General features: G+C 71.4%; 11 protein-coding genes. All 11 read left to right on the forward strand.

Annotated elements, in window-relative coordinates; all coding sequences use genetic code 11:
• The first annotated feature begins 31 nt into the window (after positions 1–31).
• A complete protein-coding gene (locus tag ACZ561_RS22730) occupies positions 32–865 on the forward strand; it encodes an SRPBCC domain-containing protein (RefSeq protein WP_470997927.1) in 834 nt (277 codons plus the stop codon).
• Positions 866–885: 20 nt separating this feature from the next.
• Positions 886–1,686 carry an aldose epimerase family protein gene (locus ACZ561_RS22735; RefSeq protein WP_470997929.1) on the forward strand — a complete coding sequence of 267 codons (801 nt, stop codon included), beginning with the start codon at positions 886–888 and terminating at the stop codon, positions 1,684–1,686.
• A gap of 185 nt (positions 1,687–1,871) precedes the next feature.
• The gene (gene pyrE / locus ACZ561_RS22740; protein ID WP_329118821.1) at positions 1,872–2,420 is read left to right on the forward strand and encodes an orotate phosphoribosyltransferase; all 549 of its coding nucleotides are present in this window, start codon (positions 1,872–1,874) and stop codon (positions 2,418–2,420) included.
• 245 nt (positions 2,421–2,665) lie between these two features.
• Entirely contained in the window at positions 2,666–3,688 is a 1,023-nt protein-coding gene (fbaA, locus tag ACZ561_RS22745) for a class II fructose-bisphosphate aldolase (RefSeq protein WP_470997931.1), read from the forward strand.
• A gap of 72 nt (positions 3,689–3,760) precedes the next feature.
• Entirely contained in the window at positions 3,761–4,933 is a 1,173-nt protein-coding gene (locus tag ACZ561_RS22750) for a MalY/PatB family protein (protein ID WP_470997934.1), read from the forward strand.
• Positions 4,934–5,045: 112 nt separating this feature from the next.
• Complete coding sequence (locus tag ACZ561_RS22755) at positions 5,046–7,037, forward strand: WD40 repeat domain-containing protein (RefSeq protein WP_470997937.1); 1,992 nt, start codon at positions 5,046–5,048, stop codon at positions 7,035–7,037.
• Between the two features lie 90 nt (positions 7,038–7,127).
• Entirely contained in the window at positions 7,128–8,564 is a 1,437-nt protein-coding gene (locus ACZ561_RS22760; RefSeq protein WP_470997940.1) for an MFS transporter, read from the forward strand.
• A gap of 14 nt (positions 8,565–8,578) precedes the next feature.
• A complete protein-coding gene (locus ACZ561_RS22765) occupies positions 8,579–8,992 on the forward strand; it encodes a DUF3151 domain-containing protein (protein WP_329118829.1) in 414 nt (137 codons plus the stop codon).
• Positions 8,993–9,229: 237 nt separating this feature from the next.
• Complete coding sequence (locus ACZ561_RS22770; protein ID WP_470997943.1) at positions 9,230–10,120, forward strand: DUF3152 domain-containing protein; 891 nt, start codon at positions 9,230–9,232, stop codon at positions 10,118–10,120.
• 112 nt (positions 10,121–10,232) lie between these two features.
• The gene (locus ACZ561_RS22775) at positions 10,233–11,081 is read left to right on the forward strand and encodes a tryptophan 2,3-dioxygenase family protein (protein WP_470997946.1); all 849 of its coding nucleotides are present in this window, start codon (positions 10,233–10,235) and stop codon (positions 11,079–11,081) included.
• Positions 11,074–12,303 (forward strand): kynureninase, encoded by a 1,230-nt coding sequence (kynU, locus tag ACZ561_RS22780; protein ID WP_470997949.1) that lies wholly within the window; start codon positions 11,074–11,076, stop codon positions 12,301–12,303. Before ACZ561_RS22775 ends, kynU begins: the two co-directional genes overlap by 8 nt.

Raw genomic sequence — 12,303 nt, forward strand, 5'->3', positions numbered from 1 at the left:
CCGACGCCCGGTCTGAGTAGGCTCGGCTTTCATGGAGCATGAGGTGTTCGTTCCGGTACCGGCCGACGTCCTGCGCGAGACGCTCACGGACCCTGCCCGGGTGGCGCGCTGCGTCCCCGGTCTCCAGCAGGACGCCGACGCGGAGGCGGGCCCGCTCTCGGGCCGGCTGAGAATCCGCGCCGGCGGCAACACGATCACCTACCGCGGCGCGCTGCGCATGGCCGAACGCGACGGCGTCATCGCCGTCGAGGGCAAGGGCAGCGAGGTCCGTGGCAAGGGCTCGGTGACGTTCTCCCTGGCGATCGCGCTCACCCCGGTGGCCGACGGGACGACGCTCACCTTCACCGGTGGCGCCCAGCAGACCGGCCGCCTCGCGGACCTCTCCGAGGAGGCGCGGGAGTCGGCGGCCCAGCGGCTGATCGAGAAGTTCGCCGCGGGCCTGGCCGCCGTCGCGGACCTCGCCACCGACGCGGCCGAGGACGCGGCCGAGGACGAGCTCGAGGACGAGCCCGACAGTGACAGCGACGGCGTCGACGACGGGGTCGAGGAGCCCCATCGTCCGACGGTCTTCGACACGCCGGTCCCGCCGCCGTCCCTTGACCCCTTCGTGGGCGCGGGCTTCGAGGACGCGCCGGTCGAGTACCCCGCCGAGCCGCCCGCCGCCGAGGCCGCCCACGCCCGGCGGACCATGATCGGCCGGTCCGCCGAGGAGGTCGACCACGCCCCACCGCGCGGGCGGTACGCACCCGTCCCGGCACCCGAGTCGACCAGCGCGGGCGCCACCCTGCGCTGGATCGCCCCCGCGGCCGCGCTCGCGCTCGCCTCCGCGGTCGTCGTCGGCCGGGCCCTGCGCCGCCGACGCTGATCCCGTCTACTGTCGGAGCCGTGAGCGAGCTGACACGACTGACGGCGGGCGACGCCGAGTTGACCATCAACCCCGACAACGGCTGCCGGATCGAGAGCCTGCGGATCGCCGGAACGGAACTGCTGCGCCAGGGCGAGCGGTACGGATGCTTCCCGATGGTGCCGTGGTGCGGGCGGATCGAGGACGGGCGGTTCCGCAACGGCGCCGACGTGCACCAGATGCCCCTCAACGCCCCGCCGCACGCGATCCACGGCACCGGGCGCGACGCCACGTGGAAGGCCGCCCGGACGGCGGACGGGGACGGGCGCACGGCCGCGTTCACCTATGAACTGGGGGACCCCTGGCCGTACGCCGGACGGGTCACGCAGCTCTTCGAGCTGACCGAGGACGGGCTCACGCTCACCCTGGGCGTCGAGACCCACGCCGACTCCTTCCCCGCCCAGGCCGGCTGGCACCCCTGGTTCAACCGGACGCTCGGCGAGGACGGCAAGGACGTCCGTATCGACTTCACCGCCGACTGGCAGGAGGAGCGCGGCGCCGACCACCTCCCCACCGGACGCCGGATCGGCCCCACCCCGGGCCCGTGGGACGACTGCTTCGGAATGCCCGGCGGTGTGGACGTCACCCTGACCTGGCCGGAGCGGCTGGAGCTGAAGGTGACCAGTCGTGCGGAGTGGGTGGTGATCTACGACGAGCAGGAAGAGGCGGTCTGCGTGGAGGCGCAGTCCGGTCCGCCGAACGGTCTCAACACCCATCCGACCTATGTGACCCCGATCGAGCCGCTGGAGATCGCGGCCACGTGGGCCTGGCGGCGGTTGTAGGGCCGGGCGCCAGGGAGTGTCTCGTGGATCAGGCCGGATAAGCGAGCGGAGTCCGGCGCGTGCAGCTGCAAGGCGGAGGAAGGAGTCGACGCGGAGCGTCGACGACTGACGACCACGCGGCAGATATGCGTGCCGGACGTCGGGAGCCCGGCGTGATCCACAAGACACCCCCTAAGCTCGTGGGCATGACTGACGTACGCGCTGACCTGCTCCAGCAGATCAAGGACAAGGCCGTGGTGCACGGCAAGGTGACTCTTTCGTCGGGTCTTGAGGCCGACTACTACGTCGATCTGCGCCGGATCACGCTGGACGGCGCCGCCTCCCCGCTGGTCGGTCAGGTCATGCTCGATCTGACCGCCGACCTCGAGTTCGACGCCGTGGGCGGTCTGACGCTCGGCGCCGACCCGGTCGCGACCGCGATGCTGCACGCCTCCGCCGCGCAGGGGAAGCGCCTGGACGCCTTCGTCGTCCGCAAGGCCGCCAAGGCGCACGGGATGCAGCGCCAGGTCGAGGGCCCGGAGATCAAGGGCCGCCGGGTCCTGATCGTCGAGGACACCTCCACCACGGGCGGCTCCCCGCTCACCGCCGTCGAGGCGGCGCGGGCGGCCGGCGCCGAGGTCGTCGCGGTCGCGACGATCGTGGACCGGGCGACGGGCGCGGGCGAGAAGATCAGCACTACGGCGGGCGTTCCGTACCTGTACGCCTTCGCGCTGGACGAGCTGGGCCTGGCCTAGCAGCGGGACCGACGCTCGGGGCGGTCCCGGGCCGACCGACGCGAAGTCGTGACTTAGGTCCCGGCGTCAGCGATCCTACGGCCTGACCTGCGGCTTTGATGAGGGGCGGAGTGTTTCACGTGAAACGCTCCGCCCCTTCGTCCTGGCGTCCGGGGGAGAGTCTGGAAAGATGGGCCCCGACGATGACGTCGCCCCAGGTCAGGGACAAGCAACGCACCCCACCGCACATCACAAGGAGCGGACGAATGCCCATCGCAACCCCCGAGGTCTACAACGAGATGCTCGACCGGGCGAAGGCAGGCAAGTTCGCCTACCCGGCCATCAATGTGACTTCGTCCCAGACCCTGCACGCTGCCCTGCGCGGCTTCGCGGAGGCCGAGAGCGACGGCATCATCCAGATTTCGACCGGTGGCGCCGAGTTCCTGGGCGGCCAGCACAACAAGGACATGGTCACGGGCGCGGTCGCCCTGGCCGAGTTCGCGCACATCGTCGCCGCCAAGTACGACATCACCGTCGCGCTGCACACCGACCACTGCCCGAAGGACAAGCTGGACGGCTACGTCCGCCCGCTGCTCGACATCTCCGCCGAGCGCGTCAAGGCCGGTCGCAACCCGCTGTTCCAGTCGCACATGTGGGACGGCTCCGCCGAGACCCTCGCCGACAACCTGGCCATCGGCCAGGAGCTGCTCGCGAAGGCCGCCGCCGCCAAGATCATCCTCGAGGTCGAGATCACCCCGACCGGTGGCGAGGAGGACGGCGTCAGCCACGAGATCAACGACGAGCTGTACACCACCGTCGACGACGCGATCCGCACCGCCGAGGCCCTGGGCCTGGGTGAGAAGGGCCGCTACCTGCTGGCCGCCTCCTTCGGCAACGTGCACGGCGTCTACAAGCCGGGCAACGTCGTCCTGCGTCCCGAGCTCCTCAAGGACCTCCAGGCCGGTGTCGCCGAGAAGTACGGCAAGGCCAACCCGTTCGACTTCGTCTTCCACGGCGGTTCCGGCTCCTCCGCCGAGGAGATCGCCACCGCGCTGGAGAACGGCGTCGTGAAGATGAACCTCGACACCGACACCCAGTACGCCTTCACGCGTCCGGTCGCCGACCACATGTTCAAGAACTACGACGGCGTCCTGAAGGTCGACGGCGAGGTCGGCAAGAAGTCCACCTACGACCCGCGCACCTGGGGCAAGCTGGCCGAGGCCGGCATGGCCGCGCGCGTCACCGAGGCGTGCGCCGCGCTGCGCTCGACCGGTACGAAGCTGAAGTAAGGCTCTGTTCGACGGGCCCGGTACGACCCCCTCGGTGGTGCCGGGCCCTCGGCATGTCCGGAGGGATTTGAGTTGACGACGCACACATACGACTTCGACCGGGAGATCGACCGGCGCGGCAGCTGGTCGGTGCAGTGGGACGGCATCGCGGACCGCTTCGGGGTGTCCGACCTGCTCCCCTTCACCATCTCCGACATGGACTTCGCCTCCCCGCCGGAGGTACTGAGCGCCCTGAAGGAGCGGGTCGAGCACGGGGTGTTCGGCTACACGGACTGGCGGCTCGGCGAGTTCCGGGAGGCGATCCGCCACTGGTACGCGACCCGCTACGACACCGCGCTCGACATCGAGACGCTGGTCTACGCGCCCTCCGTGCTGAACCAGCTCTCGCAGCTGCTCCAGATGTGGACGGAGCCCGGAGACGGGGTGGTCGTGCACACTCCGACGTACGACGGCTTCCGCAAGGCCGTCACCGGACTGGGGCGCGAGCTGCGCGGCGTACCGGTCGGGGACATGGGAGCGCTGGAGGCGGAGCTGGCACGGCCGGACGCCCGGATGCTGCTGCTCTGCTCGCCGCACAACCCGACCGGCCGGGTCTGGCGGGAGGACGAGCTGACGGAGTTCGCGCGCCTCGCCGAGCGCCACGGCGCCGCCGTCGTCAGCGATGAGATCCACGCGGACCTGGTGGCGGACGGCCACCGCCATCTGCCCTTCAGCCCCGTCGCCGAGGCCGGGCGCATCCGGCGCTGGGCGCTGATCACCTCGGGCACCAAGGCCTTCAACTTCCCGGCACTGTCGGGCTCGTACGGAATCATCGGGGACTCCGACGAGCGCGAGACGTTCATCCGCCGCATGGAGACCGGTCAGGGCCTCGCCTCCCCGGCCGTGCTCTCGCTGACCGCCCATATCGCCGCGTACACACGGGGCGGGCCGTGGCTGGACGAGCTGCGGGTCTATGTGGCCTGCACCATGCGACTCCTCGAGGAGCGGCTCGCGGACGGGCTGCCGGGCGTGACCTGGACGCCCCCGCAGGCGGGCTACCTGGCCTGGATCGACCTGCGCCCCCTCGGCATCGACGAGACCGCGCTCCAGCGCGAACTGGTGGAGACCGAGAAGGTCGCGATCATGCCGGGCGGCGTCTACGGCCAGCCCGGCTTCGTGCGGCTGAACATCGGCTGTCCGCGGAAGAAGGCGGAGCGGGGCGTGGACGCGCTGGTTCGCGCGGCGAACCGGCTGCGAACGGCCTGAAGCGGGCGAGGGGGATACCCGGAGGCGGGCTGTCGGTGGCGTGATCTAGTCTTCGCTCACCGTGCCTCCGTTCGTGAGAGGCCGGAGACTCAATTGGGGGGTCTCTCTCATCGTGCGCAAGCGCACTCTCTCGGCCGCGACGTCGCTCGCGGTCCTCTTCAGCTCCGCGGCCCTGGTCGCGGGAACGGCAGGCCACGCAGCCGCCGACAGCAACAAGGTTCTGCCCGTGTCGTCGGTGGGCGACATGGTGGTGGACGGCGTCCACCAGAAGATCTTCATCAGTGACCCGTACCTCGGGAAGGTCGTCGCGACCGACTACGCGGGTACGGTCCTGGCCACGGCCACGGGTCTGCCGGGCGTCACCGGTCTGGCGCTCTCCGGGGACGCGGGGAGCCTGTACGCCGCGGTTCCGGGTGCGGACGCCGTCGTCTCCCTGGAGACGCAGACGGTCACCGAGACCGCCCGGTACGCGACGGGTGAGGGCACCGACCCGCAGCATGTCGCCCTCGCGGGCGGCAAGATCTGGTTCGGCTACGGCAACGGCGACCACGGCGACATCGGCTCGATCGACGCGTCCGGTGCCGAGCCCGTGGTGACCCTGGCGCAGGACGCCGGGACGAACTACTCGGGCGCTCCGAGGCTCGTCGCCTCGCCGACGAACCCGAACAGCATCGCCGCCGCGTCGTCGTACTACCACCGGTTCAAGGTGGGTGTGTACGACGTGACCGCCGGCACGGCGAGCCGCACCGCGCGGACCGCCGACAGCGTGAGCAATCGCAGCATGATCAACGATCTCGCGTACACCCCGGACGGCAGCCGTCTCATCACGGCCGGCGCCGGAAACCAGCACTTCGTGTGGCAGACCGCCGACCTCGCCGAGGTCGGCAGCTACGCCAGCGACCATCACGGCGCGGCCGTGGCCGTCGCCCCCGACGGCACCGTCGCGGCGGGCTCCGACTCGTCGTACGGCAAGGACGTCTTCGTCTACCGGTCCGGCGACACCACCGCCGTGCGGACGTACGACTTCCCCGGCACCGGTACCAGCAGCGGCGGGGACGAACTCGCCGACGGCGGCCTGGCCTGGGAGCCGGGCGGCAGCCGCCTCTTCGCGGTCACCACCGCGCACGGGGCCGACGCCCGCCTGCACGTCCTGGACACGCCGACCATGTCCGCGCCGGCCGTCACGGTCAAGGTTCCCGCGACGGCGCCCGTCCTCAAGCCGCTCACCGTCACCGGCACGGTCACGGCGTCCGTGCCCCTCCCGGCCGGTACGCCGCTCACCGTCACGCGGTACGACGTCGAGGCCCCGCAGGGCAAGGCGCTCGGGACCAGGGCGCTCGGAGCGAACGGGGCCTTCTCGTTCCCGGACACCCCGACCGCCGGCGGCGCCGTGACCTACAAGGTCGAGTACGCCGGGGACGCCACGCACAACGGCGCCTCCGCGACCGCCAAGGTCGAGGTCTCGCGGAACAAGACCGCGCTGACCATCGACCGCCACGGGCTCAACGTCAACTTCAACACCAACGTCTGGTACACGGCCACGCTCGGCCCGACGTACAAGAACCGCGTGGTGGAGCTCTGGGCCGACCCGTTCGGACCGGAGCCCAAGCGCCTGCTCCGACGCGGCACGGTCAACTCGGAGGGCAAGCTGGCGGTGCAGCTGAAGATGACCCGTGACACCTGGGTGTCCGCGGTCTTCGCCGGCGACACCCGCTCCGCCCCGGCGCAGGCCGGTTCGGCCGTGTACACCCGGGCCGGTCTTGCGACCACGATGTCGCGCCACTACAAGTGGACGAAGATCGGTAGCACCTGGTACCAGACCTACCACCAGACGGCCGACCCGCTGATCGCCGCCTGGCACAACTCCTACCCGAACCGCAAGACCCGGCTGGACCTCCAGATCTGGTACGGGGGCGCGTGGCAGCACGTGGCCTCGGACTACTTCCAGCTGAACCCCAACGGCGTGGCGTACGTGACGGTGGACGGCGACGGGGCGGCCGGATACCGCTTCCGTGTCCGCTCGTCGTACATCGACGGCGCGGCCGGGGACAGCGTGAACACCACGGCGTACGGCCAGTGGAAGTACTTCAACTTCACCCGCTGAGTCACCCGCCGAGGCGCTCCCGAGCGACCTGACGAGCCCCGTCCGCCCTTCCGGCGGGCGGGGCTCCGTCGATCGCGGGACCATGCAGGAATGGACATCAGGCTCGCCTCCGGCACGGGGCGGTGGATCGTGTTCACCACCGTGCTCGGGTCCGGAATGGCGCTGCTGGACTCCACCGTCGTCAATGTCGCCCTGCCGCACATCGGCGAGGACCTGGGGGCGGACATGGCCGACCTCCAATGGACCGTCAACGCCTACATGCTCACGCTCGCCGGGCTGATCCTGCTCGGTGGGGCGCTCGGTGACCGGTACGGGCGGCGGAAGGTCTTCGTCGTCGGGATCGTGTGGTTCGCGATCGCTTCGCTGCTGTGCGGGATCGCGCCGAACGTCGGTGTGCTGATCGCCGCCCGTGCCCTCCAGGGCATCGGCGGCGCGCTGCTCACCCCCGGCTCGCTCGCGCTGATCCAGGCGAGCTTCCACCCGGACGACCGGGCGAAGGCCGTCGGGCTGTGGTCCGGGTTCGGCGGGGTCGGCGCGGCGATCGGGCCGTTCGTCGGCGGGTGGCTGGTCGACGGGCCCGGCTGGCGATGGGTGTTCCTGCTGAACGTGCCGCTGGCCGCGCTGTGCGTACCTGTCGCGCTGCGCCATGCGCCCGAGTCGCGGGACGAGTCCGCGCGCGGTCGGTTCGACGTCCTCGGCGCGTTTCTCGGTGCGGCGGGGCTCGCCCTCGTCACATACGCGCTGATCGCCGAGGCGTGGTGGGCGGGGGCGGTCGGGTTCGTGGTCGGGGCGGCGTTCGTGCTGGTGGAGCGGCGGCGGGGGGAGAGCGCGATGGTGCCGCCTTCGGTCTTCGCGTCACGGCTGTTCACCGTGGTCAATCTGGTGACGGTGTGCGTGTACGCGGCGCTCGGTGGCTTCTTCTTCCTGGCCACGCTCCAGCTCCAGGTGGTGTCCGGCTACTCGGCGCTCGCGGCGGGGACGGCGCTGCTGCCGACCACCGTGCTGATGCTGCTGCTGTCGGCGAAGGCGGGGGAGCTGGGCGAGAAGATCGGGCCCCGGATCCCGCTGACCGTGGGGCCGCTGCTGTGCGCCGGCGGGATGTTGCTGATGCTGCGGGTGGGCGAGGACGCCTCGTACGTCCAGGACGTGCTGCCGGCGATGGTGGTGCTGGGCCTCGGTCTGACCGTCGTGGTGGCACCGCTGACGGCGACCGTCCTGGCCTCGGTGGACGTGGCGCGCGCCGGTCTGGCGAGCGGGATCAACAACGCGGCGGCCCGCGCGGCGGGCCTGCTCGCCGTCGCGGCGCTGCCGGCGCTGGCGGGCATGGGGCCCGAGGCGTACCGCTCGGCGGAGGAGTTCGGGGAGACGTTCCGGCGGGCGATGCCGATGTGCGCGGGGCTCATGGTGGCGGGGGCGGTCCTCGCCTGGGCGACGGTGCGGGTGCCCGTCGGCAGGGCCCACTGCCACCCCGAGTGCAAGGTGCACTGCGGGGTGACGGCGCCGCCGCTGGACCCGGGCCACAGCTGAGGCAGACTGGCCACATGGCCATGCATGAGAACCTGCTGGGGGGACCGCCCCCCACCCACCTGCCCGACGACCCGGAGCCGCGCGAGCTGCTCGCGAACGGCGCGGCGCCGGCGGATGTCGCCGCCAAGTACCCGACCTCCTCGCTGGCCTGGGCCCAGCTCGCCGACGAGGCGTACGAGGGCGGTCGTGTCGTCGAGTCGTACGCATACGCCCGTACGGGCTACCACCGCGGCCTGGACGCGCTGCGCCGCAGTGGCTGGAAGGGACACGGTCCGGTGCCGTGGGAGCACGAGCCGAACCGTGGCTTCCTGCGGGCGCTGCACGCGCTGGCGCGTGCCGCCGGCGAGATCGGCGAGAAGGACGAGTACGAGCGCTGCTCGACGTTCCTGCGCGACTCCTCCGAGACGGCGGCCGAGACCCTCGGCTGACACCCGGCGGAGCCGTGAGGCCACACCTGGTGCAACCGTGAGGTGACGCCCGGTGGAGCCTGATGTGACGCTCAATTCCCCCTGTCCCCAAGGGCAGGGGGAAATCCGGTCATAGTCCCGTAGCTGTTCGAAGGCGTTCGAAGTGACGGTTACGATCCTTCGGACCGTTGTTCCGAGCCGCCGGCACAGAGGCCCCACCCTCTCCCCACTCCGGCTGACGCAGGGGAGAAGTCTGTCTTGGGCAAGCGTGCCGCCGCACCCGCAGGCCGGGGCCGCACACAGAGCCGCCGGCGGGGCCGGGGCCGGTCCAAGAGGCGCCCGAAAAGCACCATAAGACGGCTCGCCCTGCCCACGCTCGCCCTGGTCGCGCTCTCCCTCGGCGCAGGCGTCGCCCTCGCCCACTACAACAGCGGCCAGAAGCCCGATTCCGCCGAGGCCGCCGCCCCCACCGTCGAGCGGACGACCGCGCCGCCCGCGCCGCCGGCCACGACGCCCCCGCCGAAGCCGAAGCCGACCACCCCCAAGCCGAAGCCGAAGCCGACGCCCAAGAAGACGACCGTGCCGGCCTCCGGCGCAGGTACCTTCACCACCGCTCGGTCCACCGGCGACGCCGTCGGCAGCGGCGGCACCCTGCGCCGCTACCGCGTCCAGGTCGAGGACGGCATCGACCTCTCCGCCCGGCAGGTCGCCACTGAGATCCAGCAGATCCTCGACCATCCGCGCGGCTGGGCCGCCCACGGCCGGGGACGTTTCCAGCTGGTCTCCGAGAACGCCGACTTCGTCATCCGGATCGCCACCCCGAACACCGCCGACAGGCTCTGTCTCGCGCAGGGCCTCAACACCCGCGGCGAGCTGAACTGCGAGACCACCCAGGGTGTCGTGGTGAACCTCAAGCGCTGGATGCTCGGCTCCCCGACCTTCTCCGGCACACCGGCGGAGTACCGGCATCTGATCATCAACCACGAGGTCGGACACGAGATCGGCATCCGGATGCACATGAGCTGCCCGGGGCCGGGCAAGCCCGCGCCGGTGATGATGCAGCAGATCAAGGGCCTCAACGGTTGTCGATCGAACGCATTTCCGTATGACGAAGACGGTAGCTACATCCAGGGCCCGATCGTGCCATGATGCGCATGGGACCGCGCGCGACGAAGCACGCGGCCCCGAGGGGACCGGGGCTCCACTTGCCAAACGGAAGGAGCGGACCGCTACCCGGTAGTTGCGTATCGAGGAGACAGCGATGTCCACCTTCCCCGATGCCTCCGGAGCCGGTTCGGTCGCAGACCCGAACCTCGACTTCGCGGGCACGACGCCGTACGAGGACTACGTACAGGCGGACGTTCTCACCCACCTCCAGCACCTCCGCTCCGACGATCCGGGCGAGATGGTCTTCCTGGTCACCACCCAGGTCATGGAGCTGTGGTTCACCGTCATCGTCCACGAGTGGGAGACCGCGGGCCGCGCGCTGCGCGAGGACCGCATCCCGGTGGCGATGGACGCGCTCAAGCGCTCCGTGCGCGAGCTGGAGGCGCTGAACCAGTCCTGGCGGCCGCTCGCCCAGCTCACCCCCGCGCAGTTCAACTCCTACCGCGCCGCCCTCGGCGAGGGCTCCGGCTTCCAGTCGGCGATGTACCGGCGGATGGAGTTCCTGCTCGGCGAGAAGTCCGCGTCGATGCTGGTGCCGCACCGCGGCGCGCCCCGCGTCCACGCCGAGCTGGAGAAGGCGATCCAGGAGCCCAGCCTGTACGACGAGGTGCTCAGGCTCCTCGCCCGGCGCGGCCTGCCCGTGCCGGAGGCCGTGCTCGGCCGCGATCTGGCGAAGAAGTACGAGCCGTCGCCCGAGATCGAGCAGATCTGGGCCGGGATCTACGCCGACAGCGACCAGAACGCCGAACTCGTCCGTCTGGGTGAGGCGCTGAGCGATGTCGCCGAGCTGATCTGGCGCTGGCGCAACGACCACCTCGTCGCCACCCGCCGCGCCATGGGCTCCAAGACGGGCACCGGCGGCTCGGCGGGCGTGGCCTGGCTGGAGAAGCGGGCGCAGAAGAACGTGTTCCCCGAGCTGTGGACGGCGCGCAGCCATGTCTGAGTCCCTGCGAGAGAACGCGCTGCGCAGGGACGCGGAGGACCCGCTGGCCAAGCTGCGCGAGAAGTTCGCCCTCGACGACGAGACCGTCTACCTCGACGGGAACTCGCTCGGCGCCCTGCCCGCGCACGTCCCCGCCCGGATGGCCGACGTCATCACCCGCGAGTGGGGGCAGCTGCGCATCCGCTCCTGGGACGAGAGCGGCTGGTGGACCGCGCCCGAGCGGATCGGCGACCGGATCGCCCCGCTGGTCGGCGCCGCGCCCGGACAGATCGTGGTCGGCGACTCGACCAGCGTGAACGTCTTCAAGGCGATGGTCGCCGCCGCCCGGCTGAGCACGGACGACCGGGACGAGATCCTCGTCGACGCGACGACCTTTCCCACGGACGGGTACATCGCTCAGTCCGCGGCCCGCGTGACCGGCCGCCGGATCGTGCCGGTCGCGCCCGCCGACATGCCGGGCGCCGTCGGGCCCCGTACGGCCGCCGCCCTGGTCAACCATGTCGACTTCCGCACCGGCCGGCTGCATGACCTGCCCGGGATCACGGCCGCGCTCCGTTCGGCGGGCGCGCTCGCCGTCTGGGACCTGTGCCACAGCGCGGGCGCCCTGCCGGTCGGCCTGGACGAACACGGGGTCGACCTGGCCGTCGGCTGCACCTACAAGTACCTGAACGGCGGCCCCGGTTCGCCCGCGTACCTGTACGTCGCCGAGCGCCACCAGGCCGCCTTCGACTCGCCGCTGCCCGGCTGGAACTCGCACGTCGACCCGTTCGGGATGACCCCCGGCTACGAGGCGGCGGCGGGCGCGCTCCGGGGCCGTGTCGGCACCCCCGACATCCTGTCCATGCTGGCGCTCGACGCGGCACTGGACGTCTGGGACGGGGTCGACATCGAGGACGTCCGGGTGAAGTCCCTCGCCCTGACGGACTTCTTCCTGGAGTGCGTCCGGGAGTACGTTCCGGCCGGCCGCGTCGCGTCGCTCACCCCGGAGCCGTACGGGGAGCGCGGCAGCCAGGTCGCGCTGCGCTGCGCCGAGGCGCCGGACGTCATGGCGGAGTTGATCCGGCGCGGGGTGGTCGGCGATCTGCGCCGCCCCGATGTCCTGCGGTTCGGATTCACACCGCTGTACGTCGGCTTCGCGGACGCGGAGCGGGCGGCGCGCGTCCTCGCCGACGTGCTGGCCGAGGTCCCGGCGGGGGCCCGGGCCGACGTGTCGGGTTCGTAG

This window comes from Streptomyces sp. NPDC039609 (assembly GCF_055596705.1).

Coding starts and splice junctions, on each gene's coding strand:
- ACZ561_RS22730 (WP_470997927.1), top strand. CDS start 32: ATGGAGCATGAGGTGTTCGTTCCGGTACCGGCCGACGTCCTGCGCGAG.
- pyrE (WP_329118821.1), top strand. CDS start 1,872: ATGACTGACGTACGCGCTGACCTGCTCCAGCAGATCAAGGACAAGGCC.
- fbaA (WP_470997931.1), top strand. CDS start 2,666: ATGCCCATCGCAACCCCCGAGGTCTACAACGAGATGCTCGACCGGGCG.
- ACZ561_RS22760 (WP_470997940.1), top strand. CDS start 7,128: ATGGACATCAGGCTCGCCTCCGGCACGGGGCGGTGGATCGTGTTCACC.
- ACZ561_RS22765 (WP_329118829.1), top strand. CDS start 8,579: ATGGCCATGCATGAGAACCTGCTGGGGGGACCGCCCCCCACCCACCTG.
- ACZ561_RS22775 (WP_470997946.1), top strand. CDS start 10,233: ATGTCCACCTTCCCCGATGCCTCCGGAGCCGGTTCGGTCGCAGACCCG.
- kynU (WP_470997949.1), top strand. CDS start 11,074: ATGTCTGAGTCCCTGCGAGAGAACGCGCTGCGCAGGGACGCGGAGGAC.